The organism is Flavobacterium pectinovorum (genome assembly GCF_022802975.1).
Lineage (GTDB): Bacteria > Bacteroidota > Bacteroidia > Flavobacteriales > Flavobacteriaceae > Flavobacterium > Flavobacterium pectinovorum_B.
Window position 1 is genome coordinate 1 of the sequence record NZ_JAFEVZ010000010.1, and the last position, 24,158, is coordinate 24,158.

Annotated in this window: 20 protein-coding genes; 11 read left to right on the forward strand and 9 right to left on the reverse strand. The window is 36.1% G+C overall.

What is annotated here, in order from left to right; genetic code table 11:
- Positions 1-278: 278 nt before the first annotated feature.
- The gene (locus tag FLV_RS14305; RefSeq protein ID WP_243234816.1) at positions 279-1,019 is read right to left on the reverse strand and encodes a hypothetical protein; all 741 of its coding nucleotides are present in this window, start codon (positions 1,017-1,019) and stop codon (positions 279-281) included.
- A gap of 376 nt (positions 1,020-1,395) precedes the next feature.
- On the opposite strand from FLV_RS14305, the gene dinB reads away from it, so the two are divergent.
- The 3 genes from dinB to FLV_RS14320 all read left to right on the forward strand — a co-directional run bounded on the left by dinB (position 1,396) and on the right by FLV_RS14320 (position 6,869).
- The gene (gene dinB / locus FLV_RS14310; protein WP_243234821.1) at positions 1,396-2,574 is read left to right on the forward strand and encodes a DNA polymerase IV; all 1,179 of its coding nucleotides are present in this window, start codon (positions 1,396-1,398) and stop codon (positions 2,572-2,574) included.
- Between the two features lie 6 nt (positions 2,575-2,580).
- Entirely contained in the window at positions 2,581-5,637 is a 3,057-nt protein-coding gene (locus FLV_RS14315) for a DNA polymerase III subunit alpha (RefSeq protein ID WP_243234822.1), read from the forward strand.
- Positions 5,638-5,915: 278 nt separating this feature from the next.
- Complete coding sequence (locus FLV_RS14320; RefSeq protein ID WP_243234823.1) at positions 5,916-6,869, forward strand: hypothetical protein; 954 nt, start codon at positions 5,916-5,918, stop codon at positions 6,867-6,869.
- Between the two features lie 45 nt (positions 6,870-6,914).
- On the opposite strand, the gene FLV_RS14325 is transcribed toward FLV_RS14320, so the two are convergent.
- From FLV_RS14325 to FLV_RS14340, 4 genes are all read right to left on the reverse strand, one after another.
- On the reverse strand, positions 6,915-7,535 hold the full coding sequence (locus FLV_RS14325) for an NADAR family protein (RefSeq protein ID WP_243234824.1): 621 nt from the start codon (positions 7,533-7,535) through the stop codon (positions 6,915-6,917).
- 23 nt (positions 7,536-7,558) lie between these two features.
- Positions 7,559-8,632 carry a hypothetical protein gene (locus FLV_RS14330; protein ID WP_243234825.1) on the reverse strand — a complete coding sequence of 358 codons (1,074 nt, stop codon included), beginning with the start codon at positions 8,630-8,632 and terminating at the stop codon, positions 7,559-7,561.
- 148 nt (positions 8,633-8,780) lie between these two features.
- Positions 8,781-11,150 (reverse strand): DEAD/DEAH box helicase, encoded by a 2,370-nt coding sequence (locus FLV_RS14335; protein ID WP_243234826.1) that lies wholly within the window; start codon positions 11,148-11,150, stop codon positions 8,781-8,783.
- Complete coding sequence (locus FLV_RS14340) at positions 11,120-12,031, reverse strand: Hachiman antiphage defense system protein HamA (RefSeq protein ID WP_243234827.1); 912 nt, start codon at positions 12,029-12,031, stop codon at positions 11,120-11,122. Before FLV_RS14340 ends, FLV_RS14335 begins: the two co-directional genes overlap by 31 nt.
- Positions 12,032-12,702: 671 nt before the next feature.
- Here FLV_RS14340 and FLV_RS14345 point away from each other — a divergent pair.
- The 4 genes from FLV_RS14345 to FLV_RS14360 are packed head-to-tail and all read left to right on the forward strand — an operon-like array spanning position 12,703 to position 15,215.
- Positions 12,703-13,095: a single-stranded DNA-binding protein gene (locus tag FLV_RS14345; RefSeq protein WP_243234828.1), complete on the forward strand. Its 393-nt coding sequence runs from the start codon at positions 12,703-12,705 to the stop codon at positions 13,093-13,095.
- A 43-nt stretch (positions 13,096-13,138) separates the two neighbouring features.
- Entirely contained in the window at positions 13,139-13,501 is a 363-nt protein-coding gene (locus FLV_RS14350) for a hypothetical protein (protein WP_243234829.1), read from the forward strand.
- A 23-nt stretch (positions 13,502-13,524) separates the two neighbouring features.
- Positions 13,525-13,911, forward strand: a complete 387-nt coding sequence (locus FLV_RS14355) for a PcfK-like family protein (RefSeq protein ID WP_243234830.1) — start codon at positions 13,525-13,527, stop codon at positions 13,909-13,911.
- On the forward strand, positions 13,908-15,215 hold the full coding sequence (locus FLV_RS14360; RefSeq protein ID WP_243234831.1) for a PcfJ domain-containing protein: 1,308 nt from the start codon (positions 13,908-13,910) through the stop codon (positions 15,213-15,215). Before FLV_RS14355 ends, FLV_RS14360 begins: the two co-directional genes overlap by 4 nt.
- Positions 15,216-15,319: 104 nt before the next feature.
- On the opposite strand, the gene FLV_RS14365 is transcribed toward FLV_RS14360, so the two are convergent.
- The gene (locus FLV_RS14365; protein ID WP_243234832.1) at positions 15,320-15,565 is read right to left on the reverse strand and encodes a hypothetical protein; all 246 of its coding nucleotides are present in this window, start codon (positions 15,563-15,565) and stop codon (positions 15,320-15,322) included.
- Between the two features lie 278 nt (positions 15,566-15,843).
- On the opposite strand from FLV_RS14365, the gene FLV_RS14370 reads away from it, so the two are divergent.
- The 4 genes from FLV_RS14370 (at position 15,844) to FLV_RS14385 (ending at position 20,575) form a co-directional block, all read left to right on the forward strand.
- The gene (locus tag FLV_RS14370; protein WP_243234833.1) at positions 15,844-17,868 is read left to right on the forward strand and encodes an ATP-binding protein; all 2,025 of its coding nucleotides are present in this window, start codon (positions 15,844-15,846) and stop codon (positions 17,866-17,868) included.
- A gap of 429 nt (positions 17,869-18,297) precedes the next feature.
- Positions 18,298-18,753 carry a GlxA family transcriptional regulator gene (locus FLV_RS14375; protein ID WP_243234834.1) on the forward strand — a complete coding sequence of 152 codons (456 nt, stop codon included), beginning with the start codon at positions 18,298-18,300 and terminating at the stop codon, positions 18,751-18,753.
- A gap of 503 nt (positions 18,754-19,256) precedes the next feature.
- Positions 19,257-19,787 (forward strand): RNA polymerase sigma factor, encoded by a 531-nt coding sequence (locus FLV_RS14380; protein ID WP_243234835.1) that lies wholly within the window; start codon positions 19,257-19,259, stop codon positions 19,785-19,787.
- Entirely contained in the window at positions 19,787-20,575 is a 789-nt protein-coding gene (locus FLV_RS14385) for an anti-sigma factor domain-containing protein (RefSeq protein ID WP_243234836.1), read from the forward strand. The genes FLV_RS14380 and FLV_RS14385 overlap by 1 nt, the downstream gene beginning before the upstream one ends.
- Positions 20,576-21,439: 864 nt before the next feature.
- On the opposite strand, the gene hemA is transcribed toward FLV_RS14385, so the two are convergent.
- The 3 genes from hemA to FLV_RS14400 form a co-directional block, all read right to left on the reverse strand.
- Entirely contained in the window at positions 21,440-22,744 is a 1,305-nt protein-coding gene (gene hemA, locus FLV_RS14390; protein WP_243234837.1) for a glutamyl-tRNA reductase, read from the reverse strand.
- 253 nt (positions 22,745-22,997) lie between these two features.
- Entirely contained in the window at positions 22,998-23,591 is a 594-nt protein-coding gene (locus FLV_RS14395) for a hypothetical protein (RefSeq protein WP_243234838.1), read from the reverse strand.
- A gap of 21 nt (positions 23,592-23,612) precedes the next feature.
- Positions 23,613-24,047: a hypothetical protein gene (locus FLV_RS14400; RefSeq protein ID WP_243234839.1), complete on the reverse strand. Its 435-nt coding sequence runs from the start codon at positions 24,045-24,047 to the stop codon at positions 23,613-23,615.
- Positions 24,048-24,158 lie beyond the last annotated feature (111 nt).

The window sequence follows — 24,158 nt, forward strand, 5'->3', positions numbered from 1 at the left end:
GTGTTTGGTGGTCAATTTGAACCGAAACAAGGTGGTCAGTTTAAATTGAAAAGGGGTGGTCAGCTTGACCCGAAATCGGTGGTCACTTTATATTGAAAAAGCGTGGTCAAGTTGACCGTTTTTTCCAAGAACATATTTGGAATTTATATTTTTTTACTAAATTAAATACTTTCAAAACTGAAAAATCATTAGCATTGATGAACAGCAGGCATATGCCATACTTTTTCTTTCTTTCGCAAAATCCTTCAAAAATAATCTGTAATACTCTAATATCCATTCTATTTTTGTTCATTTTTTTGATTTACCTCTATCTTCTTTCCAATATAGCTGTCAAAATAGCCACTAGCAAATTCTCCATTTACAATTGCTATATCCATTATCCCGTCTTTTTTTATAATACTGGCATTAAACATAGACATCTTATTGTGGCTGGAAATATTAAAATGATACATAATTTCATTGATATGAAAAATATAAGTAGTATTTCCATGATCTTTTAACCGGCGTGGAGCAACCATTGATTTTACAATTCTCGTCTTAGTTTCAGGTTTAACTAAAACGACCTCAAAACAATCTTCAGGTCCACCATCTCGATTAAGCAACATTTGTCTTATCTGTTCTGAATATTTTTTACCGAGATCTATTTGCTTAAAGAATGGATTAGTCGAAAGATGTGATTTCCAGAGAATGGAGAGAAAAAAAAGTTTTATTTGATGGTAATCAAGTTTTTTAAATCTGATATAAGGCACTACTATATTATCACCATTATAAATCTCGATGTCAAGATTTTTATGGTCACCAAAAATAGTATTGCTTGCATATCTTTCATACTTTCCAATAATTCCATTATCACAATCTGCACATAATATATCCTTGTCTTTAAATCCAGTTTGATGAAATTTCTTATCATTATAATCATCTAGATTTACACTGACTATTTTATGTTTATCACCAAACAAGCCTTTATAAAGAAAATTTGGAATAATATGTGAATTTTTCAGCAAAACTTTTTCTTGCAAGCACAATTGACACATCATATCTATGTTTCTATAATATCAAGTTAACCCATTAAATAAAAAATAGATGAATTTGTTCTCATTTATTTAATATAAAAGAAATAAAAAAAAGTGATATAAGCAATGATAGAACTAATCATGCTTAATTAAAAATCACCACAACTATAAAATTTGTCTTATTAAAATATCTTGTGTAAAGAATATATGAAGAGAGCTCAGAACGTAAATTCTGAATAAACTTTCATATGTGAATTTTCTGGATATTTTACATACCCAGTAAAATAAGGATTTTTTAATTTTGTTACCATTTATAACATAATAATTAATAAAAATGTTCTGATCTGTACTAATTTTGATTTGTATAAAATGATATAGATTTATGAGCAGGGCAATTGTACATATCGATATGAACACGTTTTTCGTTTCCTGCGAAAGACTTACTAATTCAGAGCTAAATGGAATCCCTCTCATCATTGGAGGTGGTGATAGAGGTGTTGTAGCATCATGTTCCTATGAAGCAAGACGTTTTGGAGTTCGCTCGGCCATGCCAATCCATATGGCGATGAAGCTTTGTCCACAAGCAAAAATCATGAAGGGTGACATGGAACTATATTCTAGACTATCTCACGATATTACAGAAATAATTCAGAAAAAAGCACCCGTTGTGGAAAAAGCTTCTATTGATGAATTCTATCTTGACATCACAGGTATGGATAAATTTCATGGCAGTTATAAATGGACAAATGAACTTGCACAGACCATTATAAAAGAAACTGGCCTGCCACTGACTTTTGCATTGTCTATTAACAAGACTGTTTCTAAAATCGGTACTGGTGAAGGAAAACAGAAACAGAACCTGGAGATACCTCAGCATTTAGTTCAGTCTTTTCTGAATCCCTTGTCTGTTCAAAAAATACCCATGGTCGGAGATAAAACTTTTCAGCTTCTCTCACGCATAGGCATTCGCACTATTGAAACCCTTTCTAAGATGCCCTGCGAAGTACTGCAGCAGATGATTGGAAAAAATGGTTCTGAGCTATGGAAGAAAGCCAATGGAATAGATAACAATCCCGTTGAGCCATATACCGAAAGAAAGTCAATATCTACCGAACATACTTTTACCCAAGATACTATCGATATTCCGAAACTTAAAAGAATAATTTTAGGTATGGTAGAAAAATTGGCTTTTCAATTGCGCTCGGAAGAATGGCTGACCTCTACAGTAACTATCAAAATACGTTATGCCAATTTTGATACAGAAACCAAACAGTGCCGGGTCCAATATACCTCAGCTGATCATATCCTTTCGAAAACTGTTACAGATTTATTTGAAAAACTATACCAACGCCGTATGCGGCTTCGCCTTATTGGGGTACGTTTCAGCGGACTTGTACGTGGAACTTACCAGATAGACCTTTTTCAGGATACTGAGGAAATGCTGGCGCTTTATCAGGCCATGGACCGAATGAAAAGCCGCTACGGCTTTGATGCAGTAATGCGATGCGCTGGGGCATCGTTCAAACCCAACAATAAAAATGAAATTTTAAAACGTAAATAAGATTAAATGTATCTCAACTGTCATTCCTTTCATTCTCTTCGCTACGGAACTATTCCACTAGAAGAGTTGATCTCGCAGGCTGCAGCTTGCGGTGTCACTGCAATGGCATTGACTGATATCAATACCGTAACAGGGATTTATGATTTCATAAAAGGATGTAAAGCTGTTGGTATTAAACCTGTTGTCGGAATGGAATTCCGCTCGGAACATAAATTGCGTTTTATAGGACTGGCAAAAAGTGCATCAGGTCTTGCAGAAATGAACCGTTTCTTGACCAGACATAATTTTGACAATATTGACCTACCTCTATCTGCACCGGAATTCGAGGATGTATTTGTTATTTATCCTTTGGAGAATGCACCTCTTCTTTTACAGGAAAATGAATACATCGGCATTCGTCCGGAACAGCTCCAGAAGCTGGTGCTGTCTGATTGGAAAAACAGGCAGGAAAAAATGGTAATCCTTCAGCCTATTACCTTTCGTACCAGAACCGAATTCAACCTGCATAGGATACTTCGTGCCATTGATATGAACTTGATACTCTCCAAGCTGACTCCTGAGGATTACTGCCAGGAAACAGAAATAATGCGGCCTCTGGAATACCTGACTTCCTTTTATGCCGAGTATCCTCAGATTATTTCAAATACCGAAAAAATTATTGCTGAATGTCATTTTGAATTTGATTTTAAAACTCCTAAAAACAAGAAATTTTACACCAACAGTAAAAAAGATGATATTCTGCTGCTGACAACTCTGGCTCAGCAGGGATTGGAGTGGCGCTATGGCAAAAATAATGCGGAGGCTAAATCGCGGATGTTCAAAGAACTTAAAGTGATTGACCAGCTGGAGTTCAGCGGTTATTTCTTGATTACATGGGATATCATAAGATTCAGTAATTCTCAGGGATTTCTTCATATCGGTCGCGGAAGCGGAGCCAACAGCATCATTGCTTATTGTCTGGGCATAACCGATATCTGTCCATTGGAACTTGATCTGTACTTTGAGCGGTTTTTAAACTTGAATCGTAAAAGTCCGCCTGACTTTGACATCGATTGGAGCTGGAAGGAACGTGATACGATTCTTGAATACATATTTTCTCGTTACGGCTATGATCACGTAGCATTCTGCGGTACAAATGTTGAATTTAAATACCGTTCTATTTTTCGTGAGGTTGGCAAAGTTTTCGGGCTTCCAAAAGAAGAACTTGATGCCCTTGCCAAAAATCCTATTGAACTGCATGCTTCCAATAAAGTGGTTCGACAAGTACAGCAGTATGGAATGCTTTTAGAGAAATACCCAAATCAGCGAAGTATGCACTCCTGTGGTATACTAATTTCCGAAGAGCCTATTACCAATTATACACCGCTGGAAATGCCCCCAAAAGGCTTTCCAATTGTACTTTTTGATATGCATATAGCTGAAGATATTGGGCTTGAAAAGTTTGACATCCTTAGCCAGCGCGGGATCGGGCATATTGATGACAGTGTAAAGCTTATTGAAAAAAACCGTGGCATACGCCTAAACATTCGTGATACTACAATTTCTAAAAATGAGGCTAAATGCAATGAGTTTCTCGGAATAGGCAGGACTATAGGCTGTTTTTATATTGAGAGCCCAGCCATGCGGGGACTGCTTCGCCGTTTGAATTGTGACAATTACAAAACTTTAGTAGCAGCTTCCTCTATCATACGTCCGGGTGTGGCGCAGTCAGGAATGATGAAAGAGTATATCTTCCGCCATAACCATCCAGACAAGTTTGAGTATTTACACCCTGTTTTTCAGGAGCAATTGGACGAGACTTACGGTATTATGGTATATCAGGAAGACGTTATAAAAATTGCACTGCATTATGGCGGGCTGCCAGCAGCTGATGGAGATATCCTGCGCCGTGCTATGTCAGGAAAAGGACGTTCTAAGGCAGCGCTGCAGAAAGTGAAGGATAATTTCTTTCTTTCCTGTGTACAGCAGGGGCATCCGTTAAAGCTAAGTGAGGAAATATACCGTCAGATAGAGTCTTTTGCTGGTTATTCTTTCTGCAAGGCACACTCGGCATCTTATGCGGTAGAGAGTTATCAGAGCCTTTATCTCAAGGTTTATTATCCTGTGGAGTTTATGGTGGCTGTAATCAACAATCAGGGAGGATTTTATCGAACAGAAGTATATGTCCATGAAGCAAAAATGTCAGGAGCTGCAATTCACAATCCGTGTGTAAACAAAAGTGAATTTGAAACCACACTATACGGTACAGATATTTATCTGGGTTTCATGCACCTTCAGAGCCTTGAATCAAAAACCGCTCTTCTCATTCAGCAGGAACGTGAAAAAAACGGATCATACAAATCACTTGAAGATTTTATCAACCGCATTCCTATTGGCATCGAAGGAATACAGATCCTTATTTTCATCGGTGCATTCCGTTTCACAGGTAAATCAAAAAATCAGCTGCTTGTAATTGCTCGGCTTATTTTAGTCAACTTTAAACCCGAAAACCGAAACCTGATGCTCATTCAAGAACCTGTCAAGGAATATGAGCTTCCAGAGCTGGAACGTTCTGAATTTGAAGATGCCTTTGATGAAATAGAACTCTTAAGTTTCCCTGTGTCCTGCTCCCCTTTTGATTTATTGCAGACAAAATTCAGAGGTGATGTAATGGCAAAAGATTTATTGATGTATCATAAGAAAACTGTCCGCATGCTGGCGTATCTCATCTCACGCAAGCACGTCCCTACAAAGATGGGTGCTATGTATTTCGGAACCTGGATTGATGCTGATGGGGAATTTTTCGATACTGCACATTTTACAGACAGTCTTGCTAAATATCCATTTCAGGGTGGAGGCTGTTATTTGTTATTAGGAAATGTTGAGGTAGATTATCACTTCCCTACTATTACTGTAACCAAAATGGCCAAAATGCCTTTCATTGCTGACCCCAGATATTCAAATACCAATGACAGACAATATAAAGTTCATGAGCAGATTCGAGAAGATGTAAGTATGACCCACCGTAAACCCTATCCTCAGGAACACGAGATTAATCTGCCAAGACAGAAAATGAAATCGTAATACACTTAATCCTAAAATCCGTTATAAGCCAGCTCTTTTTTAATTTTACTTAATATTTTTTTTCATTACATTATTTTCTCAAATAATATGTGATGTTTTCTTAATGTAAAAAAGTATCTTATGAAATTTAATTTAAAAACTTAACTTTAAACATTTTGAATATATTAAAATTTGATAAACAGATTTTTAATAAAAATGGACAAATTCCTATAAAGACTTTTTTGCCATCAAAATGGAAAAGAATTAATGAGCTTAGCTTATAAAAAACAACATAAAATATGATAGAAGTACTGAACGCTTTAACTGAAATCTTAGATAAAAATGAAGCTTCTAAATTTAAGGATTTTCTAAATAGGTATAATGATATCAAATCTTGGTATCTGATGAGTGATTATTGTCTTGAAGATACCCAAAAATATAATGATGTGTTTTCATTTACTCTGCTGCTAAATATCGATGAAATAAAAAACTTAAAGGATTATATCAAACTCCATGCGCCTACAGACCTCAAGAAAACTAAAAATATAACCGAAGGTATTATTGAATTTATTAATTCTTCCGCCGTATATCACTTTTCAATAATTATTCCACGAAGCGAAAAACTACTTAGTGGCTTATGTGATAAACCCCGTTTCACGGCGCTTCTAACATGGATGACAGATATTGTGGAAAATTCGAAAACTGTTCATCCACAAAGATCAGAATTTTTTAATGATATGCTGAAACGTCTTAAATTGATTAAAACGGAAATGCTTAAAACTTCGTTTAATGAAAAGCTGATGAGGAAAATTTTTATTTCAAGTTATTTAGGTGCTCAGATCATACGAATGCTTAGAAAATATTCTGATCCAACACATATTGCTTGGATATCAGACAGGGATGCCATAGTCAATACATATGATGGATTTGCTTTTGATAATATGTATTTTTGGTACGAAATTCTTGCAATAAATGAAAAATTTCCTTTTTCAGATCTACAAATTTATTATATTGAACCTGAAAAAGTTGGCAAAAATTTTTATGATGAACTTATTAGGATACCTGATTTCATAGCTGGCACATTAGCATCTATTGATTGTACATCAACAGTTAATTTTGATGATTTGCAGGATAAGCATAAAATTATACTTCATCAGGCATTTACGAATTCAGCCAATCAAGCTACAATAAGAATACAAAGGACAGATTCTCATTTATCTGCTTACAATTTTAAATGGATTGCAGAAAAATAGATATTAATGCTTATTTGAAATTAACATTTACTCAAGAACTGATTTCTATTTACTATCTAGGTCAAACAGTAAACTGTGAGCAAGTTCAAGTTCAGGATTGCAGACCGTTTCGATATCCGATCCGTAAAGCATAAAGCCATAAATGGCTGGAGGGCTCACACAATCTATATCATTATTCTCTAATATAAATTCCGACCTTAATTTCATTAATAATCTTCCCAGGGCATTTTTGCCTTTCAATGTGTTTTTATTCTCTGCAATAACCGCCCAGTCTTTATCTTTAGTAGATAACTCAACAATAGGAATATCTGCTGTCTTTTTTAATACATGAGAAAAGTTATCAAAATTTTGCGATAGCTTAACTTGAAGTACCCAGTACATAATTGTATATTTAATTTCTTCCCAGTCTTGTCGGGAATGGCTTAAATATTTGCGGCTTATCATTTTGGCAGTCATAGGACTGTTCTGGGAAATAATTTCTTGCTGTATATCGGGAAATAAAGGATACCTGCAAGCCTGATAAAGGGCCTCTGCCGATGGGATGATGACATCATTAACTCGCAGAATGTAACCTGGGGCCATGTTGGATAGTCCACCAAATTCCTCTTTTGTGCTTCTAAAAGCTATGACTTCAGAACTGTTATATATTCTTTCAGAAATCTTCATAATACCAAATTAATAAAAATAATTTAAATTCCCCTATTCTTCAAACAAAATAAAGGTGTCCACTGATGTCCCGGCACATCCCACCAAAACACTAACGGGCATGTGTTGGAAATGTTTCGCCATGTAAAAAATAAAGTTCCTGTACCCAGTGTCTTGTGACTCCTCACTGTATAACCCAAAGGACGTTTAGCTTGGTCAATGTCTTGTGAATTTACTTTCTTTAAAAGTTCCAGTCCTTTTTCAGTAAATATTTTCTCTAGCCTGTTCCTATTATCAGCACTTGAAAAAAATTGTTCCTGGACTGGTGTATTGGGCACTCTGAAAACCTGCGCCTTACCTGGATTTTCACTGAAATTTGCAAGATACTGCAGTACTTCCTTGGACTGGTCCGCAATCGGGAAAGCACAATTGAGCTTTTGATTATTCCATTTAGCCTGATTCTCTATAACATAATTTGTACGGGTCAGCAGTTCTTTTTCAATGATCCCTGCTGAAACAGAATGTTCGTTAAACAGCGATTTAAGCTCAGGATTTTGTATCAGCATCCACTTCATGTTGCCATATCCTAATTCATGGTAGCAAAAAAGGCTGAGTGCTATTGTTTTTTCTTTTTTAACAAATGCTTCAAAATTTTCACAAAGCCAATGGTGAAGGTCTCTGAATATAGTTCCGCCTGTAGCTAATATATCATCAAAATAGATAAAATGTTTCTTGGGCTGATCTGCAAATTGATCATAATCAACTCCAAAATCATCCTGCAATATGGATTTGATTACAATAAGAATTTCCTTTTGACTCTTTTCATTTCTTTGTACATCAATAAAGTGAGTATTTAAAACAAACTCTGCCATCGAATGGTAACCATAAAATTCCTGAAAATTAACAAGTCTATTTTTCAGTGCTTTAGCAGCTCTGGCTTTTGAAACATAAATTTGGGGTAGAAAGTGCAAAAACTCAGAGAGTACAAAATCTGCATCCTCACCAAATTGTTCCGCCCATTTAAGAATGTGCTGAGCAGACATCTCATAACTTGTATCGGGATAATCGCAATGGTAATCCTGCAATATCTCATAAACTTGTTCCGCTTTTTCCTCCATTTAATTTAAAAAATCTAGTGCAAAAATAGAATAAATAAAGCTATAAATAACCAATATAATTCCATAGTTTATCAGCTTATGTTTAAAGCCTTAATTAATAATTTAATTGCTGTTGCTTATTATATATATCACAACTGATTACCACTTGTTATAGCTCAAAAAGCTTTCGTGTACTATTGAATATATGGCTTTCAAAAGCATCAAACGATTCTCTAATTTTTCTTTTTCCAGATTCTGAACCAGAATCATAATAATCAATTATACGCTGGGGAACCCCATAGTCACTTGCTATTTTTGCCTGATCAGAAAATGCATTATACTCAAGTTTTGCAAGCAGCCGATCTAATCCAGGAACCTCTTCGAAAGTCTTTGCATCCCTTTGTGAAAGACTATACTTGTACATAATATTAAATACGCCCAGATACTTTACAAGCTGGTATTTAAATGTATTATAGACCAGTTCAGATGCCTTTCGCATCGCCTTGTCTACATCCTCACGCAGGGTATTAATCCTAAAATTAAAAAGTCCGTTAAACCCCTCTTTCAAATACCAGTAAAGCGAGTAGGTAATTCGCGAATACTCTCTTTCTATAGATTCGTTTTCCCTGGTATAGACTGCTTTATCAAGTAGATGTATAAAATTTTTATCCCTGACGATAGGCCTTATAACGTCAATAAACACTTGAAAACCTTCGAAATCAATCTGATTCATCATAACTTTCTGAACCAAGGCGTCGACTTGATACAACTGCTCAGGTCCCAATAAGTTGATTCGGTCAAATATTAATATTTTATCTTCTCTGGAAACCGTTTTAAATAATTGCATTATCTCTTCATCAATCCCTCTTTCATCCTGAAGCTGCTGAATATGCTGCTTTTTTTCTTTTTCATCTTGTCCTAAAAAATCATCTCCGGTCATATCCAGGTCTGCCCCGTCTTTTGACACAGAAACATCAAAGTTTTTATGCTTGATCCCGCCATCATCAGATTCTATGACCTTATCAAAGTCGTTTTTTAACGTAATAACCGAACCTTCAAAATGTTCCATGAACCGTCCTGCCCTTCCCGCAATATTTTTAGCATCAAATGCTTTCAGCGGTTTGATACCCTTCATGTCAAATAGTGCAATCAAATTTTTAGCTGACGTATTGACTCCCTCGGTAATAGTCGTAGTACATACCAAAATTGTAAGACCCCCTTCTTTGGAATTAAAGAGTTTTATGATCTCCTTCTGAATATACTTTGGCACCACACCGTGATGAATACCAACTCCTCCTTTTAAAGCTTGTATCACGCACCAATCTTTATTATAAATTCTTTCCAGATGCTCAATAAAAAGTCCAAACTCCTCATCCTGCGGTTTCTTGACAAGTTCCCATGATACAATAAAGTTAGCATAATTCTCTACGGTAACCTTCGTACTGCAGTATGCAATGGTTTTATGCTCTTGTTCAGGTTTATGCTCAAAAAAGCTTTTCAGCAATATTTTAAGCCTGCCTTGCTTTGAAGTAACGTTTTTACCCTCTTCCGTAAAATCGATCGGTATGCCGTCTATAACTTGTTTTTGCCTTCCTTTAACAACCGTATAAGACTTGCCTACGATTTCATAATCGTTTTTATCTATAAGCTTAATATTATAATTGGCTAAAAAAAGATCAAATGATTTATTGTAAGAGGAGTCCATAACATTATAAAAAGTAATATAAGGACCTGCTAAAAGCAGATCCACGTTTTGACTCAGCAAGGCATAATATATAGCCATGCGATACGCCAGATCACGATCATGCTCTTTGAGTTCCTGCTGATCGTTATCCATATATTCATTATCGATTTTATAAACCTCGTCCACAAAAACAAAATCAATATTTATCTGGGATCCTTTTTTATCTAAAAAAGAAAGATAACGCTCAGGGGTAAATATGAATATATTTTTTAAGCCGTATTCTTCCTTTCCGTCACTAAGGGTATGAATTGTATATTCGCTTTCAGCAAAATAGCTATAGGTTTCTTTCTCTTTCAGCCTAAACAAATTTTCAGTTAGAAGGGCAACTGTAGGAAAAATAAGGATGACATTATTATATTTCATCTTTTTAATGACCTCATACGCAAGATGGGTTTTTCCAAAAGATGTGGATGCCGATAAAAAAAAACGATTTAAGTTACCCTGTACAAACTGATCCAAAATCTGTTTTTGATAGCGGTGTAATTTGGATTTTTCGTCTGTATAAAGTGAGGATTCATATAAAAAAGCGGTAAAATCTGTAAGATTAAGATCGTCTTCATCAAAATATAAACTTTCATTCAATTGTGTATTGACAAGCATATCAAAATAATGGGGAACACCTGTTTTATTGGCAAGATAAAGCAAAAAAGACTTATCAGCCTGCGACAGTTCTTTATCTTTTAAATAGTCAAAATAGGAACATACCTTGGCTACAAGATCAAAGTCAGCCATTATCCCTGCATTGTACGCATTAATAGCTCTAGCTATATCAATTGTTCTTTCGACTCTATCCATTTAATTACTGTCTTTTTTACCAATTGTACATCTTCGATAGGTATAAAAATGAAGAAAATTGTCCTCTCTATTGATAATTTATCAAATTTTAGTTTGGCATAATTCTTCTTTATATAATCAAGACAATTGGTGATGCTTTTGTCGTATCCGCCTGAACTCTGCTTAAATGCAATCATAATAGGATAAACAACCCCAATATCGTTCGCCTTAAAATCTTCAATATCTATCTTACCCTTTTCAATCCATTGTGTTTTAATTTCCAGCAGCCTGCTGGATGCCAGCGATGCATCATAGTTGCTGCTTTTTGACATTTCATCAAATATTGGGATAAAATTGCTCTCAAGGAAATATTTATCCGTCAAAACTTTACTTGGCAGTTCTTCTAAGGCTGTTTTAATACAGGACGCCGAGGTTTCTCTAAACTTGGCCTCACCAAACCATAAATGAATCTGTCCTCCCGCTTCCACTAAGTGATAAGAATCATATCCTTTGGATTCTCCGTTTCCTGAAATAAAAAAATGGCCTTTTGAAATAAGCGGAGACGCCTTATAGATTACGTGTAAAAGTGCATGTAATAGCACTTCTCCATAAAATCCGTACCCAAGCTTCGCAGCTTCCCCCGCATCGTGATTATATCGTATTCTGGAATACAGCGCCTTTGTTAACAAAACTTCATCTTCCTGTAGCATTTCAAAAACATCAAAAGCATAGTTTATGATATTATTATAAATCACCTTTGAAAGATTACCGGCATCCACTACTTTAAAACAATTGTCTTCTTTGGTAGACAGCGGTGACTTATCCAGCTTCCGTTGATTACAAGGAAGACTGCATTCGAAAATGACCGTATTTTTAACCAAATCAATTAAAGGCTGTTTCATATAATAGGCTATTGATTATCATTACCGGGTATAAAATTATGCAGTAACCCAAAAAGTACATTGCTTAATCCTAACTCCAGTATTTTGTAATTTCTTTACAAAATAATCTGTTTTCTGTTTTAATTTATAGCGAGGATTTGTCAACTAGTATAAATTCCAGACTACTTTTCACCCCGTCATTCCTCTCCAATCAAAACATTCAAATAAACTTCCCCTTTTTATAGACATAAATTAAGTTATTATAATTGAATATTTTTCAAAAACAAATAACAATTTATATCAAACATACAAATTCGCCCCCTTTTTCTTTTACGGATTTCCGTAATCCTTTTTTTAAACGGCAATTTAATTTTTTAATAAAATTTTCATGCAAGTATAAGTACCTGTTTTTTTAATGCTTTTCATCTTAATAAAGGAACTAAAAATTTGTGTAACTCATTTTCATTCGAAAACGGCATAAAAAGGCAGCCAAGATAGTGCCCGCCGTATGCTGCATGCGCATAATGGCGCCGCTTTCGCTTGCCACCCTTCGGGACTTATAGCACTCCGCATCCTCATAACCGGTCACTTGATTCTTGCTTTCTTTTTTCCCGTTTTTTCTTTTGAAAACAATTTTTGGGAGTGCAGGGAGAAAGAAATTTTAAATAACAGTAACGCTAAAATTTAAAATCATGGAAATCACAGGACGTATTACAAAAGATGCACTAGCCCGTAAAGTGGGAAATGAAAAACAGGTCGTTAACTTCTCCATTGCCATAAATGACAGCTACAAACCCAAAGGAAGCACCGAGTACAAACACATTACAACTTTTGTCGACTGCTCCTATTGGCTGAACGCTAAACTTGCCGAGTGGCTTAAAAAAGGGGCGCTTGTGCAGCTCTTCGGGCGTGTCGGGATTAGTACCTACATCGGTCACGATGGCTCAGCTATGGGGTCTTTGACCTTTCACATCAACAGCCTTAAAATTTTGGCTTTTGCCAAAAAAGAAGATGGTTCTGCGGGCGCTGTTATCAAGCCGAAAAAACAAAATCAATCTGACGATCCTGATGACCTGCCTTTCTAAGGGAGGGCTCGGATTGTATTTATAAACGCCAAAAAATCAAATTATGAAAGCCTTAGACAAAAACAAGTACTCGGATTACGATGTAAGCCATGTATTCAACGAAATCATTTTAAGCCATTTGGACAGCTATAACGGAAAGAAAAAACAGCAGTTGAAGTCTTTCCTCGAAGACCTTCAGAAAGGGGGTTGTATCAGCGGTATGATAGGAGAATTTATATACCACAATGACTGCAGAGCTTTTTATATCAAACACCTTGAAGATTTGGAAGGAATTAAGAATGATTTGGAAGAAGCCTTTGGAGAGCCTGTTGCCAACCGATATAAACTGCCCCACTACACTTTTTTATGCTGGCTCTGCTTTGAGGAGTACTGCTACGGCATTTACAGAGATGTCTTTGAACAATAGCTATTAATCAAACTTTTTCCATCATGAAACCATCAGAGAACTTTAAAACCGCTATAGAGAATTATCTCAACACTACTGCGCAGGGCGATACTGTTTTTGCCCGAAGCCTTGCCAAAGAAACCAAAAACATCGAAAGCTGTTTTAATTACATTTTTGGCGAGGTCAAAAAAACAGGATTGTGCGCCTTTGACAATCAGGAAATTTTTGACATGGCAGTTAAGTACTATACCGATGATTCCATCGGTATTCCTGCCCCTGTAGCGTGCAGGGCTGTAGTACAGCAGACAGCAAAAGCAGACCTGTTCTGTCAGCCTGAAATCGCCACATTTTCAAGTAAAAACGAAACCATACCTCAAGTAAAACAGGAAGTTAAAACCGTGCAGACCGCCTTAACACTTTTTGACCTATGATACCCAAAACCAACATCGAAAAACAGCTTACAGCACTAAGCGCTTCACTTGCTCCGATTACGCCCGAAGTTGAAGCTTGGGCTGAAAAAAATATTTTTCTAAATTGGGCTGTTTTATCAAGAGGAAAATTCTACTGTCTGCAGTGTGCGCACTCGTGGAAACCCGACAATGTCAGTGCATGCTCTAAATTTACCAACTGCACAGCCTGTAAAGGAAAGCTCAAAATGCAGTCCTATAATCAGGTGCATTTCAAGGAAGTAGAATATTTTGCCGTTTTAGAAACCTGTGCAGGTTATCAGGTGGTTAGAGTTGTAATCGCCTATAAGCACATGAAGAAAAATTTTACGCCGACTTACTTCTGTAAAGAAGTGATGCAGCATTGGATAAACCAAAAAGGGGACGTCCGCAGTTTTTCAATAGGCACTAATGTATTTTCAAATGCAATAGATGCTTGGAAATTCTATTCCCCCCTTGAAATCAAACCTAAGGATTTCTTACGCAATGCCAAATATTACATCAATCCTTACAAAGTTTATCCAAACATAAAAGTGCTTGCCCTTTTGAAAAGGAACGGTTTCAAAAACTCGGTATATAATATTGCTCCGCACCTGCTCTTTTCATCCCTTTTGACCGATCCCACAGCCGAAACCCTGCTCAAAGCAAAACAGCAGAACCTTTTGCAGTATTATCTTGGCGCTTCACGTCAGCGTGTTAAACAAAATTGGCAGGCAGTCAAAACGGTAATCAGGAACAATTATAACATCGCTGATGTCCAGATTTGGGAGGATTATCTCGAACTTTTGCGTTATTTCAAAAAAGACCTTTCGTGCGCATCGTTTGTTTGCCCCGAAAACCTTACTCAGGCGCACGACCGATTGGTGCAGAAAAAAAGGGAACTCCTCAGAAAGAAAAAACTCCATGACCTGCGCCTTGAAATAGAAAAGGCGCAGAAAAGGTACGCAAGTGATAAAAAACGCTTTTTCGGACTCTTTTTCAAGGAAAAAGAACTTAGTATCTCTGTAATCGAAAACGTTCGGGATTTCATGCAGGAGGGCGACGATTTGGGGCATTGTGTCTTTACCAATGAATATTATGACAGAAAAGATTCGCTTATCTTATCGGCTAAGGTTGCAGACCAATCAGTGGAAACCATAGAAATCTCACTCAGCCGTATGGAAATCCTGCAGTGCAGGGGATTCAAGAACAAGCCCTCCAAACACCACAAACAGATTCTGAGCCTGCTTTCCCAAAACCTTTACAGGATTAAGGAGCGCCTGCAAAAGAAGAAGAAAATAGTCAGTTAAAGACCAAAGCCGATAAGTTATCGGCTTTTTTTATGCAGCAAAACAATGCTCAAAAGCCCGCCGGCCTGACTGCCAGCGGGCTCTTTATTTTAAAGATGCCATTATTATTTGATGCTGATGGTATCAACCAGGTTTTCCTGATCTATGAAGGCCGCAATGTACTGCTGGACTTCATTGCGTTTTTCGGTGGCCGTTTCAAAGGTATTGATATGAAAGTCCTCGTCCTGGTCAAGGATATGGATAATCTCAGTGTATCCTTTTGAAATCAGGTTCCCTTTGAGTTTAAGTATGGTGTGCTGCTGGCGGGCATCCAAATCTTTTCTCACCTGTAGTTGTATCGCTTTTTCCATTGTGAAAGATTGGTTTGATTTGTTTTTGGTATATTTCTTTAATCAAATATAATTATTTAGATCTGATGCACGCTTATTGCCAATGTTAAAAAAAAAGTGAAGAAACTTAAATGAAAAACTTACTTTTAAAAGAGTACCATGTCATAAAATCATGCCCTTCTCAAATTATGCTTAAATTGAGAAAAAAACTATCTTTACCATTATTCTTCTTTTATCTGGTACATCAGATTGATAGCGAAACCCTACAATAAACTAGGCAAAAGCATAACAGGTTAATTATGGCAGGAAATGTAAATGTTACTTCTAACGGGATAAAAAAGATCCTGCGCAATTACCAGACTCCCAGCGCAGTTGCAGAATATATATGGAACGGATTTGATGCAAAAGCAAATACCGTCATCCTGAATTATACTGTAGATATGTTAGGGTATTTGGAATATCTGGAAATAATAGATAATGGGTACGGCATCAATCACAATAAGCTAAACTCAAAATTCAAGCCCTTTTATGAATCCGAAAAAGCCATAAAGGTCTCTGCGCCTAAACATACCTCTGCTATGCATGGAAAAAACGGGGTGGGCAGACTGACTTTTTTCACCTTCGCCAAAAGTGCACAATGGCGTACCACTTTTGATAATGGGAAAAATTTTGAAACAAACACCATAGTTATAAACAGCAGCAATCTTACCGACTATACAGCCCAAAATACTGATAATGAATCTGACTTTTCAGGCACTATAGTAACTTTTACCGATATACAGATTTCCGAGAACCAGATGGACAAAATAATTATCCCTTTTCTTATCCGGGAGTTCTGCTGGTTTTTGGAACTAAACAGACATAAAAAATTCCAGATCATTATCAACAATGTCCCTTTGGACTATGAATCGAATATAGCCGAAAAGGACGAAGAAATTTCACTTGTTTACTCCGACTCCAAATCAGCAGGCAGAACAGAGTTCAAAATTAAATTCATACAATGGAAAGAGGCGCTGCATCAGGAATATTCTAAGTATTATTTTCTAAATGACAAACAAAATGAGATCTACAAGGATCATACTACCCTGAACAAAAAAGGAGATGAATTCTTCCACAGCGTATACATCCAAAGCGAATATTTCAATGATTTTGACTTCAACAGCTCTGAAAAGGAAACGCAGGCCAGTTTGTTTGGAAAGGCAAAATCTTCGCCCGAATACCGTTATCTGATAAAACACATCAGTCAGGTCTTAAGGGAAAAAAGAAAGCCTTTCCTGAGAAAATTTGCCGACAAACTCATTGAAAACTATGAAGAAAATGGAATCTTCCCTACCTATAAGACGCCGTGGGAAGAAAAATATAAAAAAGAGGATCTAATTGAAACCCTGAAAAGCCTTTATGAAATCCAGCCAAAATTATTTAGCAGCCTGAACATTAATCAAAAGAAAACCTTTGTACGGTTTCTTGACCTGCTGCTGGATTCCAATGAAAGGGAGGACATATTTGAAGTTCTGGACGAGATCCTGGATCTTTCCGCCAATGAGAAAAAAGATCTGGCAAAAATCTTGAAGACCACAAAACTTAACAGGGTAATTGAAACCATCAAATTAATCCAGTCCAGGTACGAAACCATTGCCATTCTCAAAGAACTCGTTTTTAATAAAGACCTAAAAGCCAATGAGGTCGACCATTTGCAAAAAATGATTGAAAGCCACTATTGGATTTTTGGAGAACAATATCATTTGGTGACGTCGGCTGAGCCAAAATTTGAAGAAGCGTTGAGAAGGTACACCTATCTTCTCACGGAGAAAGATGCCACTGTAGAAATAGACCATCCCCACAAACTCAAAGAAATGGACATTTTTGCCTGCAGGCAGAATACTTTAATGGACAGAATTGAAAATATAGTAGTAGAGCTTAAACATCCCCTGATAAACCTGGGAAGCAGCCAATACAATCAGGTTTACAACTATATGGAACTCATTCAGAAACAGCCGGAATTTAATGCGCCAAATATGTCATGGGAATTTTATCTGATAGGCAATAAATTTGATTCTACCCATTTCATCCAGAATCATATAAGTACAAACAGACCCCATGGAATAAGTTCTCTAATGATGCATTTAAATGAAGGCCGGATAAAAGTTTATGCCAAAACCTGGAGTGAAATTTTTGCCGACTTTGAGATCAAACATAATTATCTTAATGAAAAGCTCAAATTAGAAAGGGAACAATTGACCATCCAGATCAATAGTGCACAAGAGGCTGTTGCAGCAGCACAAGAAAATTCAGCTGTACAGCCAAAAGAAATTATTGTAAAATAGTAGAAAAAAAGGATTAAAGCTTGCCAGTAGAACTGAATATCTTTAATCCCCTTTTTTTAGCCTTACTATTTACTTTATATAAATGCCGCCCTTTCAGTTATTGATGACATCAATTTCTGCATATCCAACGCGATTGCCCGTCTTGCGTGTTTTTTAATGCCTGAAGTTTTTTATACCGTGGTCACAAAGCCAAATAACGCCGAGTAAAGACAATTGGGTCATTTTTTTAGTTATACTGTTATTAAGCAAGTTGGCTCATTTTTGCTTTTATTTTCTTTTTTAGAATCGTCCTAAATATTAATTGTTGTTTGACTGAGGCAAAAAAATGGTTAATTCCTCAATCTACAAACCGATCAACTGATCACAGATGAAAAGGGAATTTATACCAATGGCGGAGCTTATTCTTTCCTAAACCTTATCCTTTATCTGGTGGAGAAATATTACGACAGACAAACTGCCATTTTTTGTTCCAAGGTTTTCCAGATTGATATAGGCAGGCAAAATCAGTCAACTTTTATTATTTTCGAGGGACAAAAAACACATAGCGATGAACTGGTTAAAAAAGCACAGGTATATATGGAAAGCAAACCGGAAGAAAAGATCTCAATTGAACATCTGGCCGCCAGTCTTGCCATTGGCAGGCGCAACTTTGACCGTCGCTTTATAAAAGCTACTGGTAATACGCCAACAGAATATCTGCAAAGGATAAAAGTAGAAGATGCAAAAAAATCTTTCGAAACAAGTCGCAGGACTATTAATGAAATTATGTACGAGGTGGGTTATTCAGACCTTAAAGCCTTCCGGGAAGTGTTTAGGAAAATTACAGGGCTGTCGCCATTAGAATATCGGAACAAATACAATAAAGATGTACTGCAAGGCGGATAACTCTAAATTCAACTAACTAAACTGGGTATGCTTCTTTTTGCCACAAAAAGGTAATGTTGGCTGTCTGCTTCTAATAAATCATGAAAGAAATATCTTATTTAAAATCATTTGTGAAATCAAATATTTTTTTTCAGAGCCTAGCGGGGCATCCAAACCGAAATACTAAAAAATATTAAGACATCTTCTACTTCCAGTAAGGCCAATCTCATTTAGAAAATCATTCATCATCTCAACCATTAGTTGAATCTTAAGTTCTAATAAATGATATTAATAATTGCCGCTCGACAGAGGTTAAAAATTGACTTATTCCTGTTTATGGAAATAGAAAAAGCAACGGTGCAAGAGAAGAACATCCTCACAGCTTACCCCTCGAAAATTGGCATTTTGAAAGTGATACCCTTTATTTCTAATTTTAGACTATTTACGTAAAAAATAAATTACCTTTATCCGGCATTACCACTTTATAAGAAATTAAAATTTATTTAAGCTTTAAATCCAATCCTATGAGCCAAGAAGAATTATTGGTATTAATCCGTAAAAAAGATGAAAGAGCTTTCACCCATCTCTACGATATGTACTCAAAAAGCTTATTTTCGGTCATAAATATTCTGGTAAAAAACCGGGAAGAAGCCGAAGATGTCCTGCAGGAAGTCTTTGTAAAAATCTGGAAGAACATCGATACATACAGCGAAAGCAAGGGCCGGTTCTACACCTGGATCCTTAATATTGCAAGGAATACATCTATTGACAAGCTGCGATCCAAAAATTTCAACAACACGCAAAAAAACCTTTCCTCGGATAATTTCGTAAATCTATTAGATGATAGCAACAAGCTCACAAACAGAATTGATTCTATAGGAATTCAGGAATTCGTAAAAAAACTGAAACCAAAATGTATCGAGATTATTGATCTGCTATTCTTTAAAGGATATACCCAGCAGGAAGCATCGGAAGAGCTTGCTATGCCGCTGGGCACTATCAAAACACAAAACAGAAACTGTATCAACGATTTAAGAAATTATTTAAAGATATAATGGAAGATAAGGAATATATTGAATCAGGCATTTTAGAACTTTACGTTTACGGCCTGCTGACAGAAAAAGAGAACCTGGAAATTGCCGAACTGGCCAGAAAAAACCCTGAGGTTGAAAGTGAAATCATTGCTATAGAAAAAGCTGTTTCAGCCTTATCATCAAGCTTCTCACCTTTCCATTCGGTTGCCAATTTCGAGAAAATAAAAGCGCGTTTAGAGCTTAAACATACTAAAGTTGTCGATATAAAACCAGCATCAAACCTGCCGCAATACTTCGGCTGGGCGGCTGCAGTATTATTATTGCTAGGTTTTGGATATCAGACTTTAGAATTGACAAAATCCAAACAGGCAGTCTCTGAGGCTGGAGGCGAAAAAAATAAAATTGAAAGAGAATATGCTTTTTTAGACCAGCAGAATAAACAGACTGAGAAAAATCTGAGCATTGTGAGAGACATTAAAAATACAAGCGTTACTCTGGGCGGACAATCAGTATCTCCGGCATCATTTGCAAAAGTGTACTGGAACAAAGAAACAAAAACGACTTATATCGACGCGGCAGGTCTGCCAAACCCTCCAAAAGGAATGGTTTACCAGGTTTGGTCTTTAAAACTAAGTCCGGTGCTTACACCGACAAGTATTGGTCTGCTGGATAATTTTGAAGAAAACTCTCAAAAAATCTTCGCTGTAAGCCAAACCGATTCAGCTGAAGCTTTTGGCATCACGCTGGAACCTGCAGGGGGAAGCCTTACACCTACAATGGAGCAGCTTTATACTTTAGGAAAAGTCTAATTCCATAAAAAGTCCTAACTAAAAAGCGCATATTGATACTATTCAATATGCGCTTTTTGGGATTCAATACTGCACTCTGGCGGAACTTTAACCAAACCCCTTAGCCATAGTAAAAAAATCTAAAATCATCGTCAAATTTTGATTTGAATAGTTTCTCATGATAATAGTTTAAATTTGTGTAGCCAAAGTAGAATTTTAAAGCATTCTTTCAATAATTAGATACTTTCGACTGATACTTTATTTAATTAAAAAGTTTAAGCTTAACGTTTTTTAGCGTTTAACCCTCGAGGATGTTTATAAACTGTTTTTGACCAACAATTTCAAATAGTAATCTTCCAAATTCACTTGAAAAATAAGATAAATTGAAACTTAGCGTAAGTTAAAAGTTAACAGGATTCGAACGCCAAAAATAGAATAGACCCATACTCTTATTATTTAAATTTCTATTTAATTGAAATAATGAAAACCCATTAAATCGTTAACTATTTATCATTTATTGAATTTTCCGCTCTCATTCTCTTATTATCAATTATTGCTCAGCTGGGGCAGAAAATTAGTTTACTACTCAAGCTGGCACGCCGGCCTGCCTTTTTTATAATATGGATCAATGATCTCATATTATTTATAGTAAACAAGGTAATGATAAAATTAATTAATAATCATGTAATTATCACCCAAATTAATTAGTCTAACTTTACCAAATGAGGAATTGATTACTCCCATGCAGAATTAAGTAAACATTTTTTGGAAGATTATGTTTATGGACAAGCCCGTCGCAGCGTACAGCGCAGCTGACGGGTTCTATTTTTGTATCGCTTGTTTCAGAACTTTGCTATAGCTCTGAAAATGAAGCTGATTAAGCATTTATGACAGATTGATTTTGTATTTTTTTTCTATTGGTGAAGAAGTCTTATTCGGTGCAAGCTGTCCTATCTGAAATACTTTTTCAATAAATTCAATACTTTGATCTACTGAAGTATTTTCATTTTTTAAGTGGGATGCAAAATGGTTTGTTAATTTTTGAATAATCCTTGAACTGATTAAATCCATCTGTGCATCATCAAAATGGGTTGTTTTCTTTTTTTGAAAAGCAAATTCTGCTGATACAATATCATTTAGCTTGGATTTTAAGGCATGAATAGTCGGAGCACATTTTCGGCCGTTCACCCAGGTATTCAGTTCTAATTTCAGATCATCAATAATGGCTTCCGCAGCAGGAATATGCTGTTTTCTCTTTTCTAGCGTGTCATCAGTAATTTGAGATAAATCATCCAGATGTATCAAAGTTACACCGGGGATTTCTTCTACATTGGTATCTACATTGCGAGGGATGGATAAATCCAAGATCAATAAGGGTTTCTGTAAAGCAAGCGATGTTTTGTCAATAGTCGGATTTTGTGCTCCTGTAGCTACAACCAGCACATCGGCCTGCTGCAGTTCCTGTTTTAAATCAGCATAATCTTTTACAATAACATTCAGCTTGCTAGCCAGTAATTCGGCTTTGTTTTTTGTTCTGTTTATAAGGGCAATATGGCTGTTTTTAGTATGTTTTACTAAGTTTTCGCACGTATTTCTTCCTATTTTCCCCGTTCCGAATAACAAAATATTTTTGTTTCCAATATCCGCCACATTTCGGATAATATACTGCACTGATGCAAAAGAAACTGAAGTTGCACCAGAAGAAATTTTCGTCTCCGTTTTAACTTTTTTGCTCGCCTTAATAACTGTATTTACCAACCGGTCCAGAAATGTATTGACCAAACCTTCCCGTTTACTATTGTTAAAGGCGGTTTTAATCTGGCTGATGATTTCAAAATCACCCAGAATCTGACTGTCTAAACCTGTTCCTACCCGAAACATGTGGCTGACAGCTTCTTCATTCTTATATATATAAGCAGCTTGCCGAAATTCTTCTACAGATCCATTGCTATTTTCGCAAAGCAGTTTGATGAGCTCATAAGGATGATGGGCAAAACCATAAATTTCAGTTCTATTGCAGGTAGAAGTAACTATTAATGATTCTATACCTTCCGCTTTGGCCTGCATCAATAAATCAGATTGCGCTTTAGTATCTAAACTAAATTTTCCTCTAATTGCTGCATCTGCTTTCTTATAGCTTAACCCTAATGCGTAAAAAGTAGTGGATCTGGACATATTAAAATTTTCCATATTTATGCTCTGCTTAAAAAGTTCAAAAAAATATTACTAACTAATTTATATATAACAACGCCAGAAGGATTTAATATATCGCTGTGGAATAAATGGATTCAAATTGGCAATTTTATATAATTCATGCCATTATACAAGAAATCAGAGTTTCAAAATATTTATATACTGATTGTATAATATTAAGAGTCCGGCACTGCAAATAGTAATGAAATATAAAACGCTGCCTTAATAAGGCAGCGTTTTGAGAAGAAAATTATTTTTGAACTATAGGAGTTCTCAATGATTCCAATACAGCAACGATATCAGTATAAAGCTCTGTATTTGAAGCAACACCGTTTGCATTGGCAGCAGCCCCTACATACCCTTCGAATTTTGTATAATCCGCACTGCTGGATTTTGTTCCCATACGAGGATTTTTTGCAGGATCATGAGCAGCAACCATGTTCAAACCGGAATATGTATTTACAGCATTGGTGCCTCCCGTGTTAAATGAAAAGAAATCAGTCAGATTATCTGATAATTTAGCAATATTAGTAGACTGGGTAGTTCCAGTTTCTGCCAACAAAGGGGCAAAATGTGCCTGAAGGTTTCCTGCAGCATTCGATTGAACGTCAGCAACAATTAATCCTATAGCTGAATTTACGACTTTTCGGAAACTCAAACGTCCCTGCTCGATCATCTGACCTGAATTATCCGGATCGGCAACCATTTTAGTCCCGCCTAAGCGTTCATAGATTGATGCCTTTACAGGAGGTGCTGGGGTTTCGTCGTCATTATTGCTGCAGGAAATCATAGCTGCAGATGCAGCAAGTAATACACTAAGTGTAAGTTTTGAATAAATTTTCATAAATTTAAAGGTATTAAAGGGTTAATTAAAAAAACGATTTATCTTTTGAGACAGTCTATAGCTCAAACTATTTTGATTCATGGGGCAGACTTCTTTGTTTGCTAAATTGGCTGGTAAAATATAACGCTGGGCACCATAACGTCCTTTAGCCATCAACTCGTTGAAAACTTTCTCAGAGTTTGTAATTTTATTATTGTGGAAGTACACCACAACATTTCTTTTAACGATGATAGAGTCTGATGTCAGGCCTTTTATGCTTCTTAAGTCGGCACAGATTTTTCTGGCCTGCAGAGAATCAATATCTGATTTAAAATCGATTCTGCTTACCTGAAGATTTGGGGTGTCATAAACGGGCGGTTTGGCCGTTATAATGTGAAAAAGCAAAATCGCGACAAACAGTACAAATATTCCGCTCAGAATTAAAAGTCCTTTTTTGATTATTTTATTAGTCTTCATAATTTTTTATGGTTTTAAAATTATCTACGTGTACTTCAGAGCTGCGGTTTTAGAAATAGTTGCAAATCGATCAATTTAGAATCATTTTAAATACAGTAATTACCTAATAAT